The 24,052-nt window shown below is 64.3% G+C and carries 23 protein-coding genes; 10 read left to right on the forward strand and 13 right to left on the reverse strand.

Annotated elements, in window-relative coordinates; genetic code table 11:
* The first annotated feature begins 19 nt into the window (after window positions 1-19).
* Window positions 20-1,486 (forward strand): DUF4185 domain-containing protein, encoded by a 1,467-nt coding sequence (locus tag MYCSP_RS16155; RefSeq protein ID WP_088414335.1) that lies wholly within the window; start codon window positions 20-22, stop codon window positions 1,484-1,486.
* Window positions 1,487-1,502: 16 nt separating this feature from the next.
* Here MYCSP_RS16155 and MYCSP_RS16160 read toward each other — a convergent pair whose 3' ends face one another.
* Window positions 1,503-2,696: a thiolase family protein gene (locus MYCSP_RS16160; RefSeq protein WP_088414337.1), complete on the reverse strand. Its 1,194-nt coding sequence runs from the start codon at window positions 2,694-2,696 to the stop codon at window positions 1,503-1,505.
* 116 nt (window positions 2,697-2,812) lie between these two features.
* On the opposite strand from MYCSP_RS16160, the gene MYCSP_RS16165 reads away from it, so the two are divergent.
* Both MYCSP_RS16165 and MYCSP_RS16170 read left to right on the forward strand, forming a co-directional pair.
* On the forward strand, window positions 2,813-3,238 hold the full coding sequence (locus MYCSP_RS16165) for a winged helix-turn-helix transcriptional regulator (RefSeq protein ID WP_162266249.1): 426 nt from the start codon (window positions 2,813-2,815) through the stop codon (window positions 3,236-3,238).
* Window positions 3,235-3,750: a DUF1990 family protein gene (locus tag MYCSP_RS16170; RefSeq protein ID WP_088414341.1), complete on the forward strand. Its 516-nt coding sequence runs from the start codon at window positions 3,235-3,237 to the stop codon at window positions 3,748-3,750. The genes MYCSP_RS16165 and MYCSP_RS16170 overlap by 4 nt, the downstream gene beginning before the upstream one ends.
* Here the strand turns inward: MYCSP_RS16170 and MYCSP_RS16175 are convergent.
* A complete protein-coding gene (locus tag MYCSP_RS16175; RefSeq protein ID WP_088414343.1) occupies window positions 3,747-4,655 on the reverse strand; it encodes a LysR family transcriptional regulator in 909 nt (302 codons plus the stop codon). The genes MYCSP_RS16170 and MYCSP_RS16175 overlap by 4 nt on opposite strands.
* A gap of 64 nt (window positions 4,656-4,719) precedes the next feature.
* On the opposite strand from MYCSP_RS16175, the gene MYCSP_RS16180 reads away from it, so the two are divergent.
* A complete protein-coding gene (locus MYCSP_RS16180) occupies window positions 4,720-5,196 on the forward strand; it encodes a nucleoside deaminase (protein ID WP_088414345.1) in 477 nt (158 codons plus the stop codon).
* Window positions 5,197-5,201: 5 nt separating this feature from the next.
* Here MYCSP_RS16180 and MYCSP_RS16185 read toward each other — a convergent pair whose 3' ends face one another.
* The 3 genes from MYCSP_RS16185 to MYCSP_RS16195 all read right to left on the reverse strand — a co-directional run bounded on the left by MYCSP_RS16185 (window position 5,202) and on the right by MYCSP_RS16195 (window position 7,968).
* Window positions 5,202-6,782 carry an LCP family protein gene (locus tag MYCSP_RS16185; RefSeq protein ID WP_162266250.1) on the reverse strand — a complete coding sequence of 527 codons (1,581 nt, stop codon included), beginning with the start codon at window positions 6,780-6,782 and terminating at the stop codon, window positions 5,202-5,204.
* Window positions 6,783-6,893: 111 nt separating this feature from the next.
* The gene (locus tag MYCSP_RS16190) at window positions 6,894-7,322 is read right to left on the reverse strand and encodes a nitroreductase family deazaflavin-dependent oxidoreductase (RefSeq protein WP_083013571.1); all 429 of its coding nucleotides are present in this window, start codon (window positions 7,320-7,322) and stop codon (window positions 6,894-6,896) included.
* A gap of 28 nt (window positions 7,323-7,350) precedes the next feature.
* Window positions 7,351-7,968, reverse strand: coding sequence for a TetR/AcrR family transcriptional regulator (locus tag MYCSP_RS16195; protein WP_083013572.1), 618 nt, complete (start codon window positions 7,966-7,968; stop codon window positions 7,351-7,353).
* A gap of 58 nt (window positions 7,969-8,026) precedes the next feature.
* Between MYCSP_RS16195 and MYCSP_RS16200 the strand changes: the two genes are divergently transcribed.
* On the forward strand, window positions 8,027-8,668 hold the full coding sequence (locus tag MYCSP_RS16200) for an O-methyltransferase (RefSeq protein ID WP_088414347.1): 642 nt from the start codon (window positions 8,027-8,029) through the stop codon (window positions 8,666-8,668).
* Window positions 8,669-8,770: 102 nt separating this feature from the next.
* A complete protein-coding gene (locus MYCSP_RS16205; protein WP_088414349.1) occupies window positions 8,771-9,127 on the forward strand; it encodes a hypothetical protein in 357 nt (118 codons plus the stop codon).
* Window positions 9,128-9,203: 76 nt separating this feature from the next.
* On the opposite strand, the gene MYCSP_RS16210 is transcribed toward MYCSP_RS16205, so the two are convergent.
* From MYCSP_RS16210 to MYCSP_RS16245, 8 genes are all read right to left on the reverse strand, one after another.
* On the reverse strand, window positions 9,204-9,941 hold the full coding sequence (locus MYCSP_RS16210; RefSeq protein WP_088414351.1) for a class I SAM-dependent methyltransferase: 738 nt from the start codon (window positions 9,939-9,941) through the stop codon (window positions 9,204-9,206).
* 96 nt (window positions 9,942-10,037) lie between these two features.
* Entirely contained in the window at window positions 10,038-10,664 is a 627-nt protein-coding gene (locus MYCSP_RS16215; RefSeq protein ID WP_235629490.1) for an MspA family porin, read from the reverse strand.
* Window positions 10,665-11,017: 353 nt separating this feature from the next.
* Window positions 11,018-12,079 carry an LLM class flavin-dependent oxidoreductase gene (locus MYCSP_RS16220; RefSeq protein ID WP_088414353.1) on the reverse strand — a complete coding sequence of 354 codons (1,062 nt, stop codon included), beginning with the start codon at window positions 12,077-12,079 and terminating at the stop codon, window positions 11,018-11,020.
* The gene (locus MYCSP_RS16225; RefSeq protein WP_088414355.1) at window positions 12,076-13,671 is read right to left on the reverse strand and encodes an ABC transporter ATP-binding protein; all 1,596 of its coding nucleotides are present in this window, start codon (window positions 13,669-13,671) and stop codon (window positions 12,076-12,078) included. Before MYCSP_RS16225 ends, MYCSP_RS16220 begins: the two co-directional genes overlap by 4 nt.
* Window positions 13,668-14,495, reverse strand: a complete 828-nt coding sequence (locus MYCSP_RS16230) for an ABC transporter permease (RefSeq protein ID WP_235629491.1) — start codon at window positions 14,493-14,495, stop codon at window positions 13,668-13,670. The genes MYCSP_RS16225 and MYCSP_RS16230 overlap by 4 nt, the downstream gene beginning before the upstream one ends.
* Before the next feature lie 23 nt (window positions 14,496-14,518).
* Window positions 14,519-15,463: an ABC transporter permease gene (locus MYCSP_RS16235; RefSeq protein ID WP_157886194.1), complete on the reverse strand. Its 945-nt coding sequence runs from the start codon at window positions 15,461-15,463 to the stop codon at window positions 14,519-14,521.
* Entirely contained in the window at window positions 15,463-17,070 is a 1,608-nt protein-coding gene (locus MYCSP_RS16240; protein WP_157886195.1) for an ABC transporter substrate-binding protein, read from the reverse strand. The genes MYCSP_RS16235 and MYCSP_RS16240 overlap by 1 nt, the downstream gene beginning before the upstream one ends.
* An 83-nt stretch (window positions 17,071-17,153) precedes the next feature.
* The gene (locus tag MYCSP_RS16245) at window positions 17,154-20,066 is read right to left on the reverse strand and encodes an AfsR/SARP family transcriptional regulator (protein WP_157886196.1); all 2,913 of its coding nucleotides are present in this window, start codon (window positions 20,064-20,066) and stop codon (window positions 17,154-17,156) included.
* Between the two features lie 176 nt (window positions 20,067-20,242).
* Between MYCSP_RS16245 and MYCSP_RS16250 the strand changes: the two genes are divergently transcribed.
* Genes MYCSP_RS16250 through MYCSP_RS16265 form a run of 4 tightly spaced genes read left to right on the forward strand, consistent with a single transcriptional unit; the run spans window position 20,243 to window position 24,034 of the window.
* Complete coding sequence (locus tag MYCSP_RS16250) at window positions 20,243-20,752, forward strand: flavin reductase family protein (RefSeq protein WP_157886197.1); 510 nt, start codon at window positions 20,243-20,245, stop codon at window positions 20,750-20,752.
* An 8-nt stretch (window positions 20,753-20,760) separates the two neighbouring features.
* Window positions 20,761-22,305: a 4-hydroxyphenylacetate 3-hydroxylase family protein gene (locus MYCSP_RS16255; protein WP_088414367.1), complete on the forward strand. Its 1,545-nt coding sequence runs from the start codon at window positions 20,761-20,763 to the stop codon at window positions 22,303-22,305.
* Window positions 22,302-23,396 carry a 3-deoxy-7-phosphoheptulonate synthase gene (gene aroF, locus MYCSP_RS16260; protein WP_088414369.1) on the forward strand — a complete coding sequence of 365 codons (1,095 nt, stop codon included), beginning with the start codon at window positions 22,302-22,304 and terminating at the stop codon, window positions 23,394-23,396. Before MYCSP_RS16255 ends, aroF begins: the two co-directional genes overlap by 4 nt.
* The gene (locus MYCSP_RS16265; protein ID WP_070909684.1) at window positions 23,393-24,034 is read left to right on the forward strand and encodes a hypothetical protein; all 642 of its coding nucleotides are present in this window, start codon (window positions 23,393-23,395) and stop codon (window positions 24,032-24,034) included. The genes aroF and MYCSP_RS16265 overlap by 4 nt, the downstream gene beginning before the upstream one ends.
* Window positions 24,035-24,052 lie beyond the last annotated feature (18 nt).

The raw sequence follows: 24,052 nt of genomic DNA on the forward strand, positions 1-24,052 counted from the left end.
CCTCCCCGGAAGGTCTGACATGTCGACGCGTCGCCGAATCTCCGTGGTCTTGATGACCTCGGCCGTTATCGGATCAAGCGTCGCGGTCGACATCGCCCCTCTGGCCTACGCCGACCCATGTGCCGGTCCCGCCGCGGGCCTACAACCACCCACCCCCGTTCCCGACGACGGCATGCCCGGTCAGGCTCCCCCGATCGGCCGCAGACCCGTCAACGCCAACGACAAGGCACCCCTGCCGGAACTGGGCAAGCTGCCGCTGGCGATCCTCAAGCAGGTCCTGCCCCAGCAGAGCGCCAAGAAGAAGTCAGGGTGGGCCCAGGAGATGACGCGGCCGGCCCTGCCCAATCCACCGGAGCCCGGTTCGCCCAACAACCTGCAAGACCAGCAGGCCGCCGCCGTTGCGCCCGCGCCCCCGGCCCCCGCCGTCGGTCCGGCCGCGGAGGCCGCCGTTTCACCCACGACATCGGTCGTCGGCTGGGTCACCGGTGTGGACACCGGCGCCAACACGCTTCAAAAGTTCAGCATCTCCGGCACCGACCTCGGAATCATGTGGGACAACGGCGATAACGCCGGTCGCCAGGTGCTGATGGCCTTTGGCGATACCTACGGGTACTGCGGAATGAAGAGCCAGCAGTGGCGCTACAACACGCTGCTGCGCACTCAGGACAAGTCGCTGTCGCGCGGTCTCGCGGTGGCGGAGGGATCGACCTCCAACCCGTACGCCGGTTCCCCGCAGTCACGTCCGGGTTACTCCAAGCAGATCATCCCGCCCATCAAGTGGGCGGCCCAGGAGCGAGGCATCATCCCCACGGCCGCCATCTCGGTCGGGCGCACGCAGTACATGAACTACATGTCCATCAAGAGCTGGGACAGCGCCGGCGAGTGGACCACCAACTACTCGGCCACCGCCGTGTCCAACGACAACGGTCAGAACTGGAAGACGTTCCCGCAGAGCATCCGTCCGGCCTCCCCCGACGCCATCAGCCAGGTCCCCTTCACTCCTGGAAACGAGAACTTCCAGCAGGCCGCGTACGTCAAGGGCAACGACGGCTACATCTACATCTTCGGAACCCCTTCCGGCCGAAGCGGATCCGCATTCGTCTCGCGTGCGCTGCCCGGGAACCTGCCCGATGCCGGCAAGCACGAGTTCTGGAACACCGACAGGGGCTCCTGGGTACCCGGCGACCCCAACGCAGCGACTCCGATCCTCTCGGGCCCGGTGGGCGAGATGTCAGCGCAGTACAACACCTACCTCAAGAAGTACCTGGTGATGTACGGCGACAAGCAAGGCGACGTTCTGCTCTCTACCTCCCCGGCGCCGCAAGGCCCGTGGAGCCCGCCACAGGTGATCGTCACCGAGGCCCAGATGCCGGGCGGCCCCTACGCGCCGTACCTGCACCCCTGGACCACCGGCAAGGAGCTGTACTTCAACTTGTCACTGTGGTCGGCGTACAACGTGATGTTGATGCGCACGACCCTTCCGTGATCGTTGCAGGGCCTTCCTAGAGCCGTTCGATGATGGTCGCGTTGGCCAAACCGCCCGCCTCACACATCGTTTGCAGTCCGTAACGCCCGCCGGTCTGCTCCAGCACCGATACCAGGGTGGTCATGAGCCGGCCACCGCTGGCCCCCAGAGGGTGACCGATCGCAATGGCCCCACCGTTGACGTTGACCTTCGCCACATCGGCCCCCGTCTCGGCCTGCCAAGCCAGGACCACCGATGCGAATGCCTCGTTGACCTCGAAGGCGTCGATGTCGGCCAGGGACAACCCCGCGCGGTCAAGGACTTTCGCGGTGGCGGGGATGACCCCGGTGAGCATGTACAACGGATCGTCGCCCACGACTGCGACCGAATGCACTCGCGCCCGCGGCGTCAGGCCGAGACGTCGGGCGGTCTCGCTGGAAGTGATGAGCACCGCCGAGGCGCCGTCGTTGATCGGCGAGGAGTTGCCCGCGGTGACCTTCCAATCGGTCTGCGGGAAGCGCTGCTCCCACAGCTCGTTACGGAAGGCAGGCTTGAGCCCCGCCAGTACCTCGATGGTGGTCGACGGCCGCACGGATTCGTCCATACTCACCTCGACCAGATCACCATCGACATTGGGCGCCTTGATCGGCACCACATCACGCGTGAATCTGCCCTCCGCCCACGCCTGCGCAGCGCGGCGATGACTCTCGGCAGAGAAGGCGTCCAGCTGCGCGCGCGAGAGGTTCCACTTCCCGGCGATCAGCTCGGCACTGATGCCCTGCGGAACAAGACCTTCCGGATAGCGTTGGGCAACTTCGGAACCGAAGAAATCCTTGCCCAGGCTTTGACTGCCCATCGGTACCCGGCTCATCGATTCGATCCCGGAGGCGATCACCACGTCATAGGCGCCGGCGATGACCCCTTGTGCGGCAAAGTGGATGGCCTGCTGACTGCTGCCACACTGACGGTCCACGGTCACCGCCGGGACCGTCTCCGGCAACCCGGCGGCCAGTGCGGCCCAGCGTGCCGTGTTGGAGCTCTGCTCCCCCACCTGTCCGACGGCACCGCTGATCACATCGTCGACAAGGGCCGGGTCGATGCCGGTGCGCTCGACGAGTGCACGGATGGCGTGCGCGTGCAGATCGACCGGGTGCACCCCTGAGAGCGACCCACCGGGCTTCCCCTTGCCGACGGGGGTGCGTACCGCATCGACGATCACTGCATCTCTCATGGTGTGCCTCCTGAATTCGGCGTTGAACTCCTCTTCTGCCGGTATACGCCTGGTTAGTTGGAAAACACAACTAAGTGTGATCGAGTGCATAACATGCTAAGTTGGATTTTACGACTATGAGAGAGTGCTCAATATCCCATGCCCTCGACGTGATCGGGGAACGCTGGACCCTGGTGGCCCTGCGCGAGATCATGCTGGGCAATCGGCGGTTCGACGAGATCGTCCGGAACACCGGTGCCAGTCGCGACATCCTGGCCACGCGGCTGCGCAAGCTCGTGGACGCAGGCGTCGTGGAGAAGCGGCAGTACGAGCAGCGCCCTCCCCGATACGAGTACCTGCTGACCGAATCGGGACGTGCACTGCGACCGGTACTGTTCGCGTTGATGGAGTGGGGTGACACATTCGTCACGCAGGGTCCACCACCGACCGTCTGGGAACACGAATGCGGATCGGTACTACACGTCCAGCCGTCGTGCGAGAGTTGCGGAGAGGTAGTGACATTCGACGATCTCACCCCGCGCCGCCTGGGGCAGGTGCGATGAGTTCCACGTCATTGACGTACCAACCCGCGGGCGCCACCTACCCGGGCGAGGCCACCTGGCCTACCACGCCGCCGGAGCTGCGACGGTTCGAGCGAACCGTCGCTATCGGACGTGGCGATGAGGTGTGGCGAGAGTCCGCACGAGCCGTACTCAACTGGGGAGTCAAGCGGCGCAGCGGGTTCCGAGTGAGCCCTGAAGCGACCGTGAGCCAGGGCGCCGAATTCCGGATCAGCGTGGGATGGGGCCCGCTCTCCGTTCACGAGCCGGTCCGCATCGTTGCCGTGGCCGATACCGACACCCGATGCGGATTCGCCTACGGGACGTTGCCTGGGCATCCGGTGTCCGGCGAGGAAGCGTTCGTCGTCCACAGGAACGCCGACGGCACCGTGTTTCTCACGCTGCGCTCACTAACGCAGCCGGCGCGAGTCGGGTTCTGGCGGCCAATGTTTCCCGCCCTACTGGTGGCACAGCGGATCTTCCGCCGTCGCTATCTGCGCTCGCTATTGCCTTAGACGACGGATGCTGCGATGTCCACCAATGTCCGGGCCGGTCCGGTCGGCGGAGAACCCGGTCGCCACACCGCGCGGAACTGGCGCGTGAAGCCGGCCCCGTCCGCGGGCAACACCTCCACCAGCGTTCCCGCCGACAATTCGGGTGCTGCGATCAGGCGGCTGATCACCGCGGGCGCCAATCCTGTTGCCGCCGCGGCCTTGATCGCTGCTGCAGAACCGAGTTCGGCCGCGGGGGCCGCGGGCTGGCAGACCTGACTCAATACTTCCCAGACGGTGTCGCGTGTTCCCGAGCCAGGCTCTCGCATGAGCAGTGGCGTCGTGGCCAGTTCGCGCAGCGTCACCGGTTTACGACGACGCGCCCACTTGTGTGCCGGCCCCACCACGATCACCAGCTCGTCAGCTCCCAGCACCTCCCCACCCAGACCGGGCGGCGCGTGCGGGCCCTCGATGAATCCCAGTGTCGCGCTTCCTCCGCGCACCAACTCGCACACTTGCTGCGTGTTGCCGACCTCGAGCGATACCGTGACATCGGCATGCCGTGCACGAAGGGCAGTGAGCCACAAAGGTATCCGATGATCGGCGATGGTGCGCGAGGCCGCGACGATCAGGCGCGGTGTTTGACCGGAGTGTAGAGCCGCGACACCGGTGACGAATTCTCGCGCCGCGGCCAGCACCGGCGTCGCATAGCCCACCACTGCGAGTCCGGCATCGGTAAGCCGCGATCCCGTCGGGCCGCGTTCCAAGAGCACCAGGCGCAGCCGGCGTTCCAGCGCCCGGATTCGCATGCTGGCGGCGGGCTGCGAAATTCCGTGCTGGCGTGCCGCCGCACCCAGGCTGCCCGTCTCGGCGACGGACACCAACAGGTCCAGTACGCCGAGGTCGGGAGTACCCGGAGGAAGAGGCATAAGAACAGTTTATGGGACTTAGGCGCCACCCCGGCAACATCTCTGGGGCTACCATGGGAACGCCATGGACGACAACGACATCCAACATCTGCGCCGCTGCGTGGAGCTTGCCGCCGAGGCGCTCGACGCCGGCGACGAGCCCTTCGGATCACTGCTCACCGGGCCGGACGGCACCGTTCTGATGGAGGAACGCAACCGCGTCGGCGGAGGCGACTCGACGCGTCACCCCGAGTTCGAACTGGCTCGGTGGGCCGCCGAGAACCAGTCGGCCACAGATCGTTCGTCCTCAACGGTGTACACCTCCGGAGAGCATTGCCCGATGTGCTCGGCAGCCCACGCATGGGTTGGCCTGGGCCGCATTGTGTACGCCGCCTCGTCGGCCCAACTGACACAATGGCTCACCGAGCTCGGCGTGCCACCGAGTCCGGTTGCCGCGCTCTCCATCAACGAGGTGGCACCCGGCATCGAGACCGACGGCCCCGCACCGAGTCTCGCCGGAGACGTGCACGCCCTGCACGTCCAGTTTCGCTCGGGTGGCTGATCAGCTCATTTGACACACGGGACGCCGTCGGCGCCCATCTGGCTCAGGTCCGTAGGCGCGGGGGCTTGGACGCCTGTTCCGGTCGCGGCAACCGCCGTCATCACGTCCGAGGGTGCTGCGTCTCCAGACGAGTCGCCCTTCTTGCCGGCACTGTGGTGGGCGATGTAGGCGTCCACGGGAAGTTGCGAGCCCACCGTCAGCTGGACGGTTCCCGGTGCGACCGCGCCGGATTCCGTGATGGGCAGGTGCAGCTGATCGGCGAGCGCCTGCGCGCCCTCCTGGGCGCCGGCGCCGTACACAATCGAGCTCTCGGTCGACATGGTCTCGGCCGTCGACGCGCGACCCCGCGTGAATCCCCGAGCGGTAAAGGCATCTTCGATCGCCGCCGCCAGCCCGTCGCGCCCCGTCGCGTTCACCACGTTGAGCACCACCGGCGCCGAAAGCGCAGCCGCAGGAGCCTCCACGTCCGAGGCCGGCGGTACGGGCGCGGCATCTGCCGAGAAACGGTCGCGGACAATCTGCCGGATGGTGGGCAGGTCGACGATGTTGACGTCCGAGCCGTTGGAATCCTGCCCGAAGTCGGAAATGGGCAGTGTATAGAAGGACGTCGGCCTCTTGGTCAGTTGCGTAGCGCGCGCGGCGAAGTCGACGATATTGAGCCCGGAGTCGATTGCGACGTTCTCATGCGCGACGTTCAGGATGTTGCGCAGCGCAGCGGGATTCGACATCGCCCCGCCCTTGCGCACCGCGGTCAACAACGACACCAGGAATGCTTGCTGGCGCCGGGTGCGATCCATATCGGTGAACGACCCGTCGTTTTCGTCCCGGCGTTGCCTGACAAAGGCCATCGCCTGGGCCGCATCGATCTGCTGAACGCCTTCATGGAAGTTGGCACCGGAAAACTCATCGACCGTGTCATGGTTCAGGCACACCGTGATGGGTTGCACCGTCTTGGCGATCTGGAAGAACGCGGCAAGAGTCACCTCGATGAAGTGATCGATCGGCACATCCAAGAAGTTGCGCACCGTGTCGATTTGAGCCTTGCGCCCCGCCTCCCGGGCGGCCTGTTCACGAGCGGTGAGATCGTTGGCGCCCGCCGCGCCGGAGCCGCTGGATGCCTGCTCGTCCAACGCCTGCTGGTAGGCGAATCCGTATGCCTGTTTGACCTTGCCCTTGCAGACCGACCCGGGGCACCCCGCCAGGTCCACATAGTCGTCGCGCGGTATCGACACGGCGGAGATGGGTCCGCCGCCACCCGGAATGTGCACCACGATCAACACATTCGCGTTGTACCCACCGGAGGTCTCGTCACCGGCATGCAGCGCGTCGTACATCTCCTGTGGCAACGGTTGTCCGTTTTGATCGAGCCGGCTGTCCAGCCCCATCAGCAGGATGTTCTGATCCTGACCGGCCGGGGTCAGCACTCCAGGCAAAACGTGTGACGTGATGATCTGCCCCACGGCGGTGTTGTATCCGGCCCAACCAAATCCCGTGATGGACATGACAAAAGCCGCCGTGGCACCCGCAAGCAGGCGTCCCTTTTCCAGCACCCAGCGCTGCGCTTGGCCAGACTCTAGTTCGCCCATAACGATTCACCATTGTTCTGGATGACCCGTCCAAAATGCGTCAGGTGCGCATCGGGCGCCCCGGCGAGTCCTGCGGCTGTGAGGTGGGTGTGGATCCGCTACGGCCGCCTGCTAATCCGCACGGGTGAGCCCCAGCACCGGGATCACCCGTGCGGTTTTGCGTTCATATTCGGCGAAGTTCTCGAACTTCTCGGCCTGACGGGCATAGATACGATCCCGCTCCTGCCCCACCACATCGCGCACCGTCACCGGGTAGTGGTCGCCGCCGATCTCCACCGATACCTGCCCCGGGTTGGCCAGCGCGTTGTAGTACCACGCGGAACTGCGCTCGCGCCCGTTATTGGAGGCGAAGACGTAGATCTCACCACCATCGCCGCCGGGCTGGTACGCCATCGGATTTTGTCGCGCTTCGCCCGACTTGGCACCCACGGTGTGCAGGATCAACATGTCGAACTGCGCAAAGAATCCACCAGCACCGCCTGTTTCGCGGATCTCGGTCATCACATTGGCATGGAAGTCATCAGGGTTTGTCTCGGTCATGCCACATGCAATGTCAACCGCACTGACATTATTCCAGGCGGCGTAGAAAGTCGTCGATGATTCCGCCGAGGAAGGCGTCGTCGACCGCCTCACCCGTCACGATGACCCGGTAGTACAGCGGTGCCACCAACTGTTCGGCCAGTCGCGCAGCATCCACGTCGGCGGGCAGTTCTCCACGCTGCACCGCACGCGCGATCGGAATCTGGTCGCGCGCCTGCTGTTCACGCAGATAACGAGCGCGGAACGCATCCGCGAGCTGCGGGTCATGCTGCGATTGGCCGATGAGCGCCCGGAACACCGCCCCGGCATCGTCGGTGGTGAGGAATCGGGCGGTGGCACCCAGGTGGTGCCGCAGGTCGGCCTCAAGCCCGCCGAGGTCCGGCGGATCTAACTGGAAGGCAGCATCTTCGAGGAAGACGTCCATCAGCACGTCGGCCTTGGAACTCCACCATCGGTAGACGGTCTGCTTGGCCACTCCGGCGGCCTTGGCGATGCCCTCCATGGTGACGCCGGCATACCCCTTGGCCACCAACAGGTCGTCCGCGGCGTGGATCACGGCCTCGCGCGCAGTCTCGCTGCGGCCATGCCGGTTTCCGAAATGACGGCGCGAGTCATCAACCTCGCGGGGCTTGGCCGTCTCGTTCACAACGTTCATCGAATCATCACCCTAGACTAGACGAGACGTTGCGTCTATTCTAAATTCCATGACCACAACACTTCATGAACCCGAATTCGCCACGATCGTGGACCGGCTCTTCCAGAACGCCTCTCGTGATGCGATTCCCGTCGACCGGGACACCTTTCACCAGAAATCCGTCGAGGAACGCGTCGAGCTGTTCCAGAACGTCTACGTTCCGGTCGCCCCCGATGGCGGACGGCTGCTCTACAGCCTGATCCGCGCCGTCAAGCCGAAGACCGTCGTCGAGTACGGACTGTCGTACGGGATCTCAACCCTGCATTCGGCCGCGGCGGTTCGCGACAACGGCGTGGGCCGCATCATCACCACCGAGCTGAACAAGGCGAAGATCGCCGCCTCGCGCGCCACCTTCGCCGAGGCCGGCGTGTCCGACCTCATCACCATCCTGGAAGGCGACGCCCGCGAGACGCTCACGACGATCGACGGCCCGATCGAGTTTCTGCTGCTGGACGGCTGGCCCGATCTCGACCTGCCGATCCTGAAGATCCTGGAGGACAAACTGGCTCCGGGCGCACTCGTCATCGCCGACAACGTCGGATTCGAAAGCAGCAAGCCATATTTGGAGTACGTCCGTAACCCAGAAAATGGCTATGTGAGCCTGGCTTCCCCCATCGGGGAATGCATGGAGCTCAGCACTCGTTGCGCTTAGTGACCTGTATCTCCCCACTATGAACACAAGCGCTGGCGGCGGTCGTCTCGCCAAAGTCTCCCGCCGCCAGCACCTTCAGAACCACTCCGAGGAAGGTGTGGCATGTTCAAATCTACTCTCGGTCTGTCGGCTGCGGCGTGGACTTCGGCAGCGTTGCTGTGCGCAGCGCCCGCAGCGGCGGGCCCCAAATCACCCCAAACTCCCAGCGAGCTCGGGGCCGAGCTCCAGTCACAGGGCTATAAGGTTCAGTACGAGCGAATTGGTAACTGCGCCTTGGACGCCGGATCGGTTGTCGGCACCCGGATAGGCCCGGCGGTGTGGGCGGACACCACCACCCAGACCAAGGCCGGCGGCGGTGTCGGCGATGGGGCCGGAACCCGCGGGGGCGTCACCTGGAGCCATGACGTCGACCACCAAATCGCCTACATCACGGTGGCCTGCAAGCGCGCCGCGAAGTAATCCCCCGAGTGCATACCGCACGCACACGTTTCGGGCCGATCGTGTGCATGCGGTATGCACTCGGCGCTGAGCAGCGCTACGGGCGCCGGGCATAGATGACCCACGCCGGCACGTAAACCGGCTCACCATCGGGAATCAGCGGCAATATCGCGCGCAGTCTCCGAACGGAATCGGGGAAATCTGTCTCGTCAGGCTGCCCGGCCCACATGGCTATCGGGGCGTACGTGTCGAAGTCGAACTCGTAAGTGCCGGACCCGAAGTACTCGATGGTCCAGCCGGCCTCGGCCAGCAGTTCACGAATCTCGTCCTGGTCCACACCCAGGTTGGAGGGCACTCCGTTGACCGTATGGGTGGAGAAGCAGTAGATGAACCAGCGCGCACCGCTGCGTGCCGCACGATAGACCGCACGGGCATAGTCACGACGCGCAGCAGCGTCGAGTGAGTGCATGAGGCCGGTCTCCAGCACCGTGTCGAAAGCACCTTCGTATTCGGCCAATTCGGTCGCATCGGCCACGGCGAACGTGACGTCGGCCCCGGCCGCCTCCGCCCGCTGAGCTGCCTGCTGAATTGCGGCCGGCGAAGCGTCCAGGCCCGTCACCGAGTACCCGCGGCACCCGAGGTAGATGGCACTGCTTCCCAAACCGCACCCGATGTCCGCAATGTCGCCGCGCAGTACGCCGAGAGCCGCTAGTTCTTTGATGCGGGGCTGCGCGTCGTCGAGATGCCATGGAGGCGCCTGGCCGGGTTTTCCGCCGGGGAACTGGCCGCGATAAGCACCGTCATATGACTCCTTGGAGTGCGGGTCCCAACCCATCGAACCTCTCAGCGCCACTCAAATGCCTTTGGACGCAGCCTAACAGCCATCGGCATGGCCGGCGAGCCGCGCCGCCGTCGGCACCGAAGCCTCTGCCTACTTCATGTCCCAGGTTTCACCGTAGGTCGTGACGCTGTCACCGGCGGAACTAATCAACCGGGCGTAGGGACGCAGCAGGACGCCTCCGGCCGCGCCGGTCACGGTGCCATGCGCGTTACTCACCGCAACCGCGCCCTTGGGCCCCGCGATCGCCACCGAAAAGGTGGCCACCTCCTGAATACCCGGGCCGTTGCCCAGATCCACGTTGATACCAGCACTCGGCAGCAGGTTGGTGGTCTGGAGGTACGAGTCCTCGACACCTCCGCCGAAGGCATTCGGAATACCGTAGAGAATCGAGGTATTCGGTGTCGTGTAATTGAAGTTCAAACCCACGCCCAATGACCACGGGTATCCCACCTGATAGCCCAGCTCCAGCGTTCCCTCGAAAGCATCGGCGCCCGCACCGACCACCTCGTATGCCGCACGACCCGAATGGAACCACTCGCGGGTGAGCCGGTTGCGGTCCAACGGAAACACACCATTGAGGAAGGTGTCCCACTGCTGAATCCTGAGCGTCCGCCCCTTGCCATCGACCAACGTCAATTCGTCGTCCAGCGCGGCGTGCGAGGCGCGCGGCGCCGATAGTGCCGCCGCACTGAGTGCCACGCCCACAGCGATAGCCATTCCGCTTCGGATAATACGCAACCTAATTCGACCAATCAAGAACATGACCTTTCCGCTCCTCATCCCCGCCGAGGACTACCTTCCTCGGTCCGATAAACTCGAAAAGGATCATCTATAGCTTCTTAGCTAATGGTTATAGTTATCCTCCGTCAGATCTGATATGCGGCATTTGTCCAGACATGGCAACTACACAGGTGACCGTATCTAGCAACTTGACAGAGTCATATCCAGAATCCAGCTATCAGCAACACGGATATGTCGATCTGACCAAATCTGCGATCGGAACCCGGAAGGCAAATTCAAATTGATGCCGGTACGAGCACGCGTAAGCCGACAATGAATGCCTCAGACTGCTAACGGCGCAGTTCGGCGAGCAGCCGTGACCGCAATTTGCGGTCCTCCTCCGTCTCGGTAAGAGCGACCACCTGAGCGATGTCGATCCCGGCGCGACGGTACCCCTCTATGTGCTCCGCGATCCTCTCCACCGACCCCACGATCAAGCCGTCGAAGGTGGCATCGAGATGTCGAAGCGCCGCGTCACGCGTGTCGACGACGTGGCGCAGATCGCGCTCACGGTTGCGCGCCAATTGCGCGGACGATCCCAAGACCTCATCCGAACGCCGGGAGAGCAGTTCGGCACCGCGCGCACGGAATGCCCGGGCAGCATCGCGGGCCTCGTGATCTGTGTCCCCCACGATGACAAAGAACTGCTTCCAATAGTGCAGTTGGCGGCCGTACCCGGCCGCCAACGCATCCACCTCCGACTTGATGGCACCTGCGGCGTCCAACGACGGGAAGGTACCCGCGTAAGCATAGCCAAATCGAGCGGCCAGTACCTTCGCCTCTTGAGATGACCCGCCGATCGAGATCGGTGGGACAGGCTGCTGCACCGGGCGAAATCCGGCCCAGGCATCCTCTACCTGGTACCACTTTCCCTGGTAGTCAAACGGTTCCGTTGCGGTCAGTGTCTGTGCAAAAAGCTCCAGATACTCGCGGGCGCGGTCATACCGCTGCGTCTTGCTCAAGAAGTCGCCGTCGCGACGGACGTCCACATCACTGGAACCGACGACGATATGAACTGCCGCCCGCCCGCCGCTCAGGTTGTCCAAGGTGGCGAAGGAACGCGCCGCCGCCGTGGGGGCGACCACTCCGGGCCGGTGGGCGACCGTCAGTCCCGTGCGCGATGTCGCCGTCGCGGCATGGGCCGCGATAAGCCATGGGTCTCCCCACGCACTGTAGATGTGAATGAGCGACCGGTCGTACCCAGCCTCTTCGTCAAAGCCCGCCTGCCGATGGATATGCTCCGGATCGACATCACGGGCGCGCGGGTCAGCGAGGAAATGCGCTGTACGCCTGTCGAATTCATTTTCTCCCGGCGGAGGCGCCGACAGAATCCCACCGATGATCTCACTCATGTCAGCGACATCTCCTGTCCTGTTTGTTTGCTGTTGACCAATCGATCGCCCCACGCCGCCGCTAGCAGTTCACGGGTGTACCGGTGTTCCGGAAATGCCCAGATCTCTTCCGTAGGGCCTTCCTCCACCACCCGGCCGTTCTCCATCACCGCCAGACGCGAGCACAGTGAACGCACCACCTCGACGTCATGCGAGACGAACAGTAGGCCCGCGCCGCTGCGCCGCAGCCCGTCCAGTACCTCGAGGATTCCGACTTGACTCACCGGATCGAGGGCCGAAACCACTTCATCGCACACCAGCACATCGGGTTCCATTGCCAATGCTCGAGCGATAGCGACACGTTGACGCTGGCCGCCGCTGAGGGTTCGCGTACGGCGGTCGGCCAGAGCAGGGCTCAACCCAACCTTGACGAGCAGTGCGACGATTCGTCCGGCCTGTTCCTGGGTATCACGAATCCCCTTGATGTACAGCGCTTCCGCCAGAATCTTCCGTACCCGGAACCGTGGGTCGAAAGCCTCGGTCGTGTCCTGGTCGATCAGCTGGATGCGATGCCGCAGAGGTCGACGCCGGCGTTCGGGCACGCCACTCCAGCGCTCCCCGCATATCTCGACGACACCACTGTCGGGCTCGGTGAACGCCAGGGCCAGAGTCGCGGTTGTCGATTTTCCCGAGCCCGACCCACCCACCAGACCTACGGCCTCGCCCGAATGGACCGTCAACGACACCGAATCCACACCCAGCGCGCCATCGCGGTATCGCTTGCCGACGTCCCGCAAGATCAGGAGTGGGTTGCCGTCGACAACCGCTTGGGCGGGTGCACGCAGTGATGCGACCGCACTTACCAGCCTGCTGGACACGGGATGCCGTGGCTCGCTGAGCACCGTCTGCGGGGTCCCCGTCTCCACCGGCACCCCCTTGTCGAGCACCAGGACCCGGTCCGCAAGGCCTGCCACAAGATCCAGGTCGTGACTGACCAGCAGAATGCCCAGGCCCTCATCTCGCAATTGCGCCAACAAGTCCCGGATACCCGCACGTGTGATCGCGTCCAACGCGGTCACCGGCTCGTCCACCACCAGCAGCGCCGGGTCCGCGGCAAGTGCCGATGCAATGAGAACGCGTTGCCGCTCACCTCCCGAGAGCTGATGGGAGTACGCGTCGAGTCGTCCGGCGAGGTGTTCAGCCCCTACCCGCGACAGCAAGGCGACGGCCTGCTCTCGCCGTTCCGACGACGAAACAGAGCGGTTCAGCCCGATGGCTTCGGTCAGCTCATGTGCGATGGTGCGCAGGGGGTCCAGTGAGACCAAGGCATCTTGTAAGACCAGCCCTACCTTGCCTCCTCGCAATCGGTTCCACTGCCGTTCGGTGAATCCACGCACGTCGGTGCCGTCGATCTCCAACCGTGTCGCATCTACCGCTGCGGCACTGTCGAGCAGCCCGGTGACCGCCTTCACGACTGTGCTCTTCCCGGTACCGGAACTTCCTATGACCGCTAGGCATTCACGGCGGCTGATCGACAAATCGACACCCGACACTGCCGCCTCGCGCCCATACCTCACCGTCAGGTCTTCTACGGTCAACAGTGGCACACTCATCGTCCGGCACTCTTTCGTTCGACGGCGCTGCCCAGCACGGTGATAGCGATGACCACCAGGGTGATGGCCACCCCCGGAAACATCGACATCCACCAGGACCCAGCCAGGACGGAGCGCCCGTCGGCGAGAATCTGACCCCATTCCGGCGCGGGCGCTGCCGCACCGAAACCCAGGAAACTCAAACCAGCGGCAACGATGATATTCGTCCCGGCACTGACCGTAGCCAACACCAGCGCGGGCCCGAAGGCGTTGGGCAGGATGTGTGTTCGCAGAATCCGCACCGGGCGGACTCCTAATCCGATGGCGCTGCGCACGTAGTTCGAGGCCCGGACCCGTTGTGCTTCCGCACGGATCAACCGTGCATACCCGGGAACCGAACTGATAGCGATCGCCGTCAGCACATTGAGCGCGCCCGGTCCCAGCACCGCCAGGACCAGTAGCGACAACAACACCGATGGAAAGGCAAGGCCGATATCGACAATCCTCATGACGGCGAAATCGACTCCACGCCATCCGAATGCAGCGATCAGTCCGATGACCGCTCCGACCGCCAGCCCCAGCACCGTCGAGCCGAATCCGATCACGATCGAGGCGCGAGTCCCGTGCACGACACGGGTGTAGACGTCGCGCCCGAGCTGGTCGGTGCCGAAGGGATGTTCGCGCCCGGGCGGCTGCAGCACCAATGTGTAGTCCGTGGCGGTGGGGTCTGCGGGCGCGAACAACCACGGGAAAGCCGCGGCCAGAAGAACAAACAAGAGGATCACAGCCGCCGTCAGCAGCGACACCCGAGGCAGATTGGGTACGGCGCGCACTCGAGGGCTCACGAGGGCCAACACCTTGCCCGCCATCAGCGCAGCCTCGGATCGATGCGCCGGTTGACGAGGTCGATCGCCCAGTTGAGCGCCCCGAACAACAGCGCGCACAGGACAGTGATCGACGTGACGACGGGCATGTCTCTCGTTGACACCGCGTCTACCAGTGTGCGCCCGAAACCCGAACGTGCGAAGACGACTTCGATGATCACGGCGCCGCCGAGGAAACTCGCCAATGTCCAGCCGCCCAGGGTGAGCACCGAGGCCGCGGCGTGTCGCAGATGATGACGTAGCGTCACCCCGAGCCGGGAAACACCGCGCGCCCGCACGGTAAGCGTGAACGGTGCGGCGGCCGACCGCGCGAACGAGTCCTGCACGACCCGTGCCATCACACAGCCGATCGGCAACGCCAGCGCGATAGCGGGCAGGATCACCGCGTCAACTGTTCCGCTGCCTGCGGCGGGCAGCCATCGCAATCGGAACGAGAACAGACCGATCGCGACGATTCCCAGCCAATAGCTGGGCAGCGAGCTTCCTATCAACTCGGCCAACGCAATGACTCCGCGCGTGCCCCGTCCCCCGAGTGCCCACGACAGGGCCAACGCCAGGGCGAGAAACGTGGTGAATACGAGCGCGGCGACGGCCAGTTGCACTGTAGGCCAGAGACTCTCTGCCAAGACATCAGAGACAGGACGGCCAAGGCGATAGCTTTGCCCGAAGTCACCGACCGCGAGGCGCCCAAGGAATGAGAGGTAGCGCTCACCCAACGGGCGATCCAACTGCAGTGCACCGACGATCTCCTGCCTGAGTTCTGGAGTGGCCGCGACATTCGGGCCCAACAAGGCATCGACGGTATCGCCCGGCATCAGTTGCAGTGCCGCGAAGGACAATGTCGCCGCTCCCCATACGACGACGGCTATCCCCGCAAGACGTTCGGCCGTCTCACGCACCCATGGCGGCGCGCTACTCGCGATGCTCATCAGCTCTGTATCCATGTGTCGTACAGGACCGGCAAGACGCTGTCGGACCAGTAGCCCAGTCCTCGCACACGCGTGCGGTATGCGGTCACGACGGGCACTGCGTAAGCCGGCATTCCATATGCCGCTTCGCTGATCCTGTCCTGGGCACGCGCATAGATCTGCGCGCGCTCGACCGGATCGATGGTGCGCAGCCCGTCGCGCAGAAGCGCGTCGAGTGCGGGATCCCGCACCCGTGCACCGTTGGCGCCACCGTCCGTGAACTGCTGACCGGATCCGTAGATGGTACGCAGAATATCCGGATCGTCACCGCTCCAACCGAATCCGACAAGGTCGTACTCGCCGGCATTACGCACCTGGATATAGCTGCCGTTACCAATCGCGATCAATTCCAGGTGCACGCCCAGCTTCCGGAGCGCATCTTGCAGCGCGGTATCGAAAACAACCCGCTCCGGTCGTTGATAGGTGGGGTCGTAGATGAGTGAAAGGCTCAACCGATCACCGTTCTTGGTGCGGTAGCCCTCACCGTCACGCCCGGCATAGCCCAGCTGGTCGAGAATCCGCCCGGCACCGTCCGGGTCGTAGGAACGCGTGCGCAGACCATTCGCGCCGCGCGCCGTGGCCGCGTTGAGAGGCGACTGCGCGGGCCGATACTTGCCCTGAAAGACACTGTTAGTCAGGGTGTTCAGGTCGACAGCTTGCTCAACGGCCGTGCGTGCCCGGACATCGGTGAACGGCGCACGCGTGGTGTTGAAGAAGTATGTGTATGGAACCCCGGTGGGTTCCGCTCGGTGCACTGCCACCCCGCGAATGGTCTCCAGGGTGTCGATATCGGTCGTCGCCACCTGGTCAATGACGTCGACGTCGGTACTTATCAAAGACCCCAGTCGAACCGAACTTTCAGGAAGTACCCGGTACTCCACCGAATCCAGATAGGCGGGCCCGCGGCGCTTCCCTGCCGGCGCCCAGTCGTACGCGGGATTGCGTGCCAGCCGAAAGCCCTCGGCGGTAGCCCTTCCCGCGAAGACAAACGGCCCTGTCCCGACCTGTTGCGGTCCACCCGCGCACAAACTGTCCCGTCCCGCGAAAGAAGCAGGTGAGTGAAATCCCAGGTTGGCCGTCGAAACCGCCTGCAAAAAGGGGCTATACGGCTCGGTGAGATGTACCACCGCCACGTCCGGACCGATCACGTCGGTGAAGCGGTACGGGCCAATCAGGGTGCGCGCATACTGTGATGCCGTCTGCGACGCGACGATCCTGTCGAAGTTCTGTTTGACCGCCTGCGCGTCGAACGGAGTCCCGTCGTGGAACCGGACACCGGACCGAAGCCGGAATGTGTATGTCGTCCCGTCCGGCGAAATCGACCACGATGACGCCAACCAGGGTGTGAACGAGCCATCCGGCTCGGCCCTGACCAGCGAGTCGTATACGTTGCGCATGATCGCGGGCGTCTCATCGGAGGGGCTTACCTGCGGGTCAAAGCAATCAATCGCCGCTCCGATGCCGATCGTGAGACTGCCCCCGTAACGCGGCGGGCCTTCGGATACCCGGTCTTCCACTGGCGCACATGCCGACAAACCCACCCACAGCACCGCGACTGCTGCAGTCACACGGCTAGGCCTGCGACGTCGCGACACATAGCTCCGGGCATCCTGCACAGCGCCCAGTCTCACGGGCATCGCTTACCTCTCGCTTACTGCCCGTGCGCCCCCGACTCGGCGATCGACATCCACCGCAGTGCGCACTGTCTTTCGAGCTCTTGCCCGGTGTCGTCATGTATTTCCACCGCGGCGCGGATGAGCGCACGCGAGCGGCGGGGACTGCCTGCGAAGAGGTGATTGACCGCGTGCACGCCCAGCGCACGCCCCTCCAACACCCGCAGTCCGGCTTGCGACGCACGTTGTGTGGATTCGGCGCCATGTGCCAACGCGCGTTTCGGGTCGTTCAGATAGCGGTAGGTCAGGGCGAGCCCGATCATGGCTTCTACCTCGATCCGCACATCCGACAGATCTTCCGCGATGTCCAAGGCGTGCTTGTGCTGCGCCTCCGACTCTTCCAGGAGCCGCGTCGCGCGTAGCACATCGCCCAGCGCAACCGATGCGCGCGCCTCTCCAGCCGGTTCGTCGAGTTCGTGGAACATCCCCACCGCCGTGGCCGCGTGCTGCCGTGAGGTGACGAACTCCTCCTCCAAAAGCAACACCGTGGACAAGTTGAGATGCGCCATGGCCAGGGCATAGGGATTGTGGTTTTCCTTGGCGACCCGCAACGCGCGGTGGTGGACCACGGATGCCTCATTCAGCCGGTTCAAACCCACGAGTGCATGCCCGATGCGAGCCAGGTTGTCTGATTGGTACGCATATAAATTCGCAATGCGGTCGGAGTTCTCCACCTCCTCTGCCAGGTGAAGAGCACGCTGCAAGTGGCCCTCGAGCGCCTCACGATCGGCGTCCGCGCGTGCGGCCGCCGAGTCTTGATTCGGTAACCACAGTGCCCCCGCCGTGGGAGCGCCACCACGCAACCGCCGCGTCACATCGGCGAACCGAGTGAATTGAATATGGTCGCCAAGCTCGCGCGCCGCCGATGCCCCGTGCGCAGCAACGGCATGCAGGTCAGGGTCTCCACCCGCTATATCGAACTTGCTGAGCGCGAAGGCCGACAACGCGAGACGCCGCCGCGCGTTCAACCCCGACCCCGGATGTACCAGTGCCAGCATCGTGAGCCTGTGGCGCAAGCTGAAGGAACGCGAGGGGTAATCGGGACCCTCCAGATACCAACCGGCGAGCCGGTCCAGCGCCCGCTCGTATCCGGCCGCCAGCGGGCGAGCCGCCAATTGTGTGGCGATTCCGCGTGACAACGCCATCGTGCCGTCTTCGAATTCGGTGATCATGTGAGAATGCGTGAGTTCGTCGAGCGACCGCGCGGTCTCGGATGCCGTGAATCCGACAAGGGCTGCAACGGATTCGCGTACAAAGTGGCCTCCGGCTACCAGGCTCATCGCGTACACAATCTCACGGGCCGCTTCACTGAGCCGCCCCAGCTCGAGCTCACCAACTCCCGGGACACGGCCGTCGCGCAGCTCCGCGACAACGGCGGCACGATGCCGGGCCGGGCGACCTCTGATACCCGCGGCAACGGCATGCAACGAGGCTGGGTTGTAGCCACACAGCTCCGCGATCTCATCAAGTTCACCGGCGCCTGGGGTGGAATCAGAATCTGAAAGTGCCTCGGCAAGTATCTTGCTTGCAGCCTGCGGGGCGAGAGAGCCCAATCTGACCAGGTTTACCTCGTGCTCCGCCGACAGCTCCGGCAGCGCGGATCTGCTCGTAAGGACCACCGCCGAATTTCCGGATCCTGGCAGCAACGACGCCACGTCACCCAATGCGGTGACATCGTCAATGACAAGCAAGATCGTCTTGCGTGCCAAGATACGCCGCACCAGTGCGCACCGCGCGGACTGCTCGTCTGGAATTGCGTTGGGCCCCAAGCCCGCATGCACAAGCAGTTCGCGCGCCAGTGCTCCGGGGCCGCCATCGCGGGCCTGTATGAACCATTGACCGTCGGGATATCTGTCCACACTCGCCAACGCCGCAGACACGGCCAACGCGGTCTTCCCGCTGCCCGGCGGTCCAGTCACCACCGTGACATCGGGGCGCTCGACCGCGAGATAGCCAGCCAGGGCTACGAACTCGTCGTCACGACCGAAAAGCCGCGCCCGGGAGCGCGGCAGCGTGCAATAGGCATCCGCCACCCCATCGTGCGACGGGTCGCTCTGATCGCGTACCGCGATCAGGTCCAATGCGGGGTCCTGAGCCAGGATCTGTGCGAACAACTGTTGTGCCCGCTCACCGGGATCGATGCCCAGGTCTTCGGACAACCGTCGTACGAGCCCCTGATACACCTCGAGGGCCTCGGCCTGTCTACCGCAGCGATACGAGGCAAGCATCAGCTGTTCGGCAAGGCGTTCACGCAAGGGATGCGCACGATGTTCCGCGCGCAACTCGCCGATCACGGCGGCGTGTCCGCCGAGATCCAGAGCCACTCCGAACGCCCGCTCCACCAGCGTGGTCCGGTATTCGTCGTATCTGATCGCCTCCGCATGGGCGATAGCGTCCGACTCCACATCCTGAAACGGCACACCACGCCACAGTGCGAGCGCGGCAGCCAAGTGCTCGCTCTCCTGACGCACATCCGATTGCAGACGTGCCGAATCTGCGCGGGCGACAAGTTTCCGAACCTGCCCGATATCGATGTCATCTTCGGCCACGTCCAGGCGGTAGCCATGAGTGGCGGAAACAATGACCGCTCCGGCACCATGTGCGGCGGTGTCCAGCACGCGGCGCAACCGTGCCACGTGCACATGGATGGCCGAACGCGCGTTCCGCGGCGGCTCATCCCCCCAGAGGTGCTCGGCGATCGCCGCGAATGAGGCGGCCCGTCCTTTGGCCGTCACCAGTGCCGCCAGCAATGACCGGTGCTTGGCGGCCGTGATCGGCACCGTGACCAGCCCACTCGGGCCGTGCACGGTGACGGCCAACGGCCCCAGCACCGAAACACCCACCCGCACTGTGTGCCGTCCTTCGTTCATGCCGATGCCTTCTGTCGACACGGGCACCGTGGTCTTTGCGCAAGACTACGGGCGCCCTAGACCCGAGCGAACTGTTGCGATCCACCTGATCAAATCGGCGTTAGACGGCGGTAAGCAATCGGTAGGCGTTGTCGCGCAAGCTCATCTGCGTGGCACACATCAGCGCGCCGATTCTTCTTCGTACAGACCATGGCAACGTGCCTGTCGATCAGGAGGACGGGTTCCGCCTGGCCGCGCGCTGCCTTGCGAGCAGCGTCGCGGTGGTCTCCGTGACCGACGGCGGCAAGGTACTGGCGAAAACGGTGTCGTCGTTCACCACCGTCTCCCTGCTACCGCAGCTCGTCTCGGTCTGGGTGGGTAGCCGGTCGCCCATCGCTCACGCGGCCGCGATGGCCGACACATTCACCGTCAGCATCCTCGAGGCAGGCCAGGAAGACATCTCGGTCGCCCTGTCGCGGCCGGGATCCGGCGCACGTGGCACCGAAGCCATGGGCATCGCCACCACCGCGGTGCCGTCGGGAGCCGTGGCCATCACCGGCTGTCTGAGCTGGTTCGACTGCCGCGTACACGATCTCGTGGAAGGCGGAGACCACACGATGCTCATCGGACAGGTGACCGCCACCGGCAGACGTGAGGGAAATCCGCTCCTGTACCACGACGGCCGCTACCGGACGTTGGGCACATCCACACCAGAGCGCCGAATCTGAGGAGAACCATGACAGCGAGTATCGAAGCAACCCGTCACCGGGCCGGACCGACCAGCCCCGTCACCGGGACAACACCCCGTGGCCTACAGACGTCCACGCGCTACCTGAGCGAGCTGGACGACGGGCGCGCCGTGTGGCTCAACGGGGAGAGGATCGCCAACGTCGCCGAACATCCTGCGTTCGCCGAGGCAGCGCAGGAATTGGGCCGCCTCTTCGACCTACAGCATTCACCGGAACTGAGCGACCTGCTCACCGTCGAAGAGCAAGGTAGGCGCATTCCGACCGCCTACCAGTTGCCGACCACGATCGAGCACCTGCGGGCCAAGCGTCGGAACGCCGATGTGTGGATGCACGAAAGCTGGGGTCTACACGGTAGGTCGCCGGCCTTCATGTCGACCATCGGTGTGGGTCTGTACGACTTCCGGAATCGGCTGGCGACGAACAGACCGGAATTCGGGGTCAATGCCGAGAACTACTACCGGCATCTGGCGGACAACGACCTGGTCCTGGCACACGCGCTGGGCGATCCACAGATCGACCGCAGCGCCACCCCGCTAGACGACGAGGATCTTGCGTTGCACGTCGTATCGGAGAACTCGGACGGGATCGTGGTGCGCGGCGCCAAGCAGCTCACCACGTTGGCCCCGTACGCACACGAAGTCCTTGTATATCTATCGGCTTCCTTTGCCAACAGAGGAGCCGAACGGTTCGTCGTCTGGTTCGGAATCCCGGTGGCCACCGAGGGGTTGACGGTTCTCAGTCGAGAGCCGTTGGGCCATGGGGATTTCGGACACGCTCACCCATTCGGCAAGCGATTCGACGAACAAGACTCCATGCTGTTCTTCGACGACGTGTTCGTGCCTTGGGAGCGCGTGCTGCTGCTGCGGGACGGACAACTCGCCAGGGAAGGGCTCGGGCGTATCAACGCCTGGAGCCAATACGTCGGCCAGGTCAGATTTCGCGAGCGGCTGCAGTCTCTGCTGTCGGTGGGCATCGTCCTCGCCGAATCGATTGGTGTGGAAGGATTTCGCAACATCCAGGAAGACCTCGGCGAACTGGCCAGCTATGTCGAGATCCTCGAACATTTCATCGATGCGGGCGAGGCCACCGCGCACCCGACCGACGGCGGGCTACTAGCGCCCGGGGCGACACCGGCCGCTGCGATCTGGGCCGCGCAGATCGCGCCGCGATGCACCGAAATCGTACGGCGGATCGGTTCGGCGGGAATCCTGATGCAACCCACCGAAGCCGATCTTTCCTCTCCGCTGCGGCCGTTCCTAGACCGTTACATGCGCGGCAAGACCCTTCCCGTCGAGGACAAGTCCCGACTGTTCCGACTGGCATGGGACCTGACGGCTGACAGCTTCGGCTCGCGCCAGGACCTCTACGAGTTCGTACACCGTGGCGACATCACCAGAAATCGCATCAACCTCCTTCGGCGCCACCAGGATTCGCGTCATGTTCAGCGAGTGCGGGACGTCATCAAGAACCCGTTGGAGCCCTCCATCACGACACGGGGCCAGCGCCGGGACGAGACGAAAGGTACTCCATGATCATCGAGCTTGCGCCAGGCACTGACGAAGCATCGGCGGCGCGGATCGCCGACGCACTGCACAATGCCGGCTTTCACCCTTGGCGCGGCGGTGCACAGGGCAGCATCGTGTTGCATCCCGCTCCGAAGGCCGACCGCGTGCACGATCTGCTGGCGTTCGACGGGGTCACCGGGGTGATCGCCACACCGGGGAAACTTCGCCGGACCGACCGGCGGTACCGCCCTCAAGGCACGGTGGTACCCGTTGCCGACCAAACCTTCATCGGCGGAACGAATTTCGTCATCGCTGCGGGGCCGTGCGCCGTCGAATCCTGCCAGCAAGTGGGCAAAACCGCCGAAGCCGTCCGCCTCGGCGGAGCCAACATCTTGCGCGGCGGCGCCTACAAGCCGCGGACCTCGCCGTTCAGTTTCCAAGGCCTGGGGCGGGAAGGTCTACGGCTCCTGGAGATCGCTCGGGCACAGACCGGGCTACCTGTAGTCACCGAGGTTGTCGACGCCGCCGACGTTGATGCCGTAGCGGCAAGCGCCGACATCGCACAGGTCGGCGCACGAAACATGCAGAACTTCGAACTACTCAAGGCTCTGGGGCGCACTCAGGTGCCCGTGCTCCTCAAACGGGGCATGTCCGCGACGATCGAGGAATGGCTATTGGCAGCCGAGTATCTGCTGGACGGAGGCAATCCGAATGTTGTTCTGTGCGAACGCGGTATCCGCACCTTCGAACCCTCAACCAGGTTCACACTAGATGTCAGTGCGGTAGCTGTGGTCAAACAGCTCAGCCATCTACCCGTCATCGTGGATCCAAGCCACGCGGCGGGCCGAGTGGACTTGGTCTCTCCCCTGGCAAAGGCAGCAGCAGCGGCCGGCGCCGACGGCATCATCGTGGATGTCCATGTCGATCCGCAATCGGCCTCGTGCGACGCGGATCAAGCACTGTTGCCCGCCCAATTCGCGGAACTGGTAACCGAACTCGCCCCTGTCCTGGAGGCATTGGGCCGTCCACTGGCCACCGCGCACCCCGATGAGCCGTCTCTGGTGGAGGCCGGTGCCCGGCACGGGCGCTTCACCGTTCCCGAAGAGGCGGCGTCATGAGCACACCGAGCACCACCAGCACACCCGCACCGTCACACCGCAGCAAGCTGTGGCGCCAGCGGCTCTTCGAGGCTGAATCGGGCCTGACCCGCTTCTTCGTCGAGGAAAACGCTCCAGAACTCCTGGATGAGTGGATACGGGTCAAGGCGGGGATTTTCGAGAACCTTCCCAGCGGGGACGCCGAATCCGATTGGCAACGAGCCTTCTTCCAGGCCCAAGCCCTGATGGAACGATTTCTCGTGGCGCATTTCGGACACGACCGCATGTCGGATTGGGCCACGTCGAACGCTTACGTGTACGCGACCACCACCACCGACTCCACGTGCGCTCAATCCGTGGCGGATCGCTTTGTCCGTCAGCTCGCCAACTACGACTCCGAAACCGAAGTCACCGCCGATCTTTCCGCGGCGATGATCTCGGTCAAGCGATGCGGAATCTGGCAGTACCGCGAAAGGGCGCGCGCACGGGGTGTGCCCATCACATTGGCGTCTCCCTGCGAGTACTGCACCAAGGCCACCGCGGCGAACTTCTCTGCCAAGGGATACGCCAGTACCTACGAGCTGACCAGCGAACCGGCACGCGGGTGCCGGTGGACTCTGCGAACCGGAGCCCAGGCCAGCACCGCCGTGCAGCCCTGAAAGCCAACACGATCCGAC

This window comes from Mycobacteroides saopaulense, assembly GCF_001456355.1.
Lineage (GTDB): Bacteria > Actinomycetota > Actinomycetes > Mycobacteriales > Mycobacteriaceae > Mycobacterium > Mycobacterium saopaulense.

What these genes read in the sequence shown, in the direction of transcription:
- MYCSP_RS16220 (WP_088414353.1), bottom strand. Translation starts at nt 12,079, where the DNA reads ATGAGTGAGATCATCGGTGGGATTCTGTCGGCGCCTCCGCCGGGAGAA.
- MYCSP_RS16165 (WP_162266249.1), top strand. Translation starts at nt 2,813, where the DNA reads ATGAGAGAGTGCTCAATATCCCATGCCCTCGACGTGATCGGGGAACGC.
- MYCSP_RS16255 (WP_088414367.1), top strand. Translation starts at nt 20,761, where the DNA reads ATGACAGCGAGTATCGAAGCAACCCGTCACCGGGCCGGACCGACCAGC.
- aroF (WP_088414369.1), top strand. Translation starts at nt 22,302, where the DNA reads ATGATCATCGAGCTTGCGCCAGGCACTGACGAAGCATCGGCGGCGCGG.
- MYCSP_RS16200 (WP_088414347.1), top strand. Translation starts at nt 8,027, where the DNA reads ATGACCACAACACTTCATGAACCCGAATTCGCCACGATCGTGGACCGG.
- MYCSP_RS16185 (WP_162266250.1), bottom strand. Translation starts at nt 6,782, where the DNA reads ATGGGCGAACTAGAGTCTGGCCAAGCGCAGCGCTGGGTGCTGGAAAAG.
- MYCSP_RS16180 (WP_088414345.1), top strand. Translation starts at nt 4,720, where the DNA reads ATGGACGACAACGACATCCAACATCTGCGCCGCTGCGTGGAGCTTGCC.
- MYCSP_RS16170 (WP_088414341.1), top strand. Translation starts at nt 3,235, where the DNA reads ATGAGTTCCACGTCATTGACGTACCAACCCGCGGGCGCCACCTACCCG.
- MYCSP_RS16210 (WP_088414351.1), bottom strand. Translation starts at nt 9,941, where the DNA reads ATGGGTTGGGACCCGCACTCCAAGGAGTCATATGACGGTGCTTATCGC.
- MYCSP_RS16175 (WP_088414343.1), bottom strand. Translation starts at nt 4,655, where the DNA reads ATGCCTCTTCCTCCGGGTACTCCCGACCTCGGCGTACTGGACCTGTTG.
- MYCSP_RS16235 (WP_157886194.1), bottom strand. Translation starts at nt 15,463, where the DNA reads ATGAGCATCGCGAGTAGCGCGCCGCCATGGGTGCGTGAGACGGCCGAA.
- MYCSP_RS16190 (WP_083013571.1), bottom strand. Translation starts at nt 7,322, where the DNA reads ATGACCGAGACAAACCCTGATGACTTCCATGCCAATGTGATGACCGAG.
- MYCSP_RS16205 (WP_088414349.1), top strand. Translation starts at nt 8,771, where the DNA reads ATGTTCAAATCTACTCTCGGTCTGTCGGCTGCGGCGTGGACTTCGGCA.
- MYCSP_RS16265 (WP_070909684.1), top strand. Translation starts at nt 23,393, where the DNA reads ATGAGCACACCGAGCACCACCAGCACACCCGCACCGTCACACCGCAGC.
- MYCSP_RS16215 (WP_235629490.1), bottom strand. Translation starts at nt 10,664, where the DNA reads ATGGCTATCGCTGTGGGCGTGGCACTCAGTGCGGCGGCACTATCGGCG.
- MYCSP_RS16155 (WP_088414335.1), top strand. Translation starts at nt 20, where the DNA reads ATGTCGACGCGTCGCCGAATCTCCGTGGTCTTGATGACCTCGGCCGTT.
- MYCSP_RS16225 (WP_088414355.1), bottom strand. Translation starts at nt 13,671, where the DNA reads ATGAGTGTGCCACTGTTGACCGTAGAAGACCTGACGGTGAGGTATGGG.
- MYCSP_RS16160 (WP_088414337.1), bottom strand. Translation starts at nt 2,696, where the DNA reads ATGAGAGATGCAGTGATCGTCGATGCGGTACGCACCCCCGTCGGCAAG.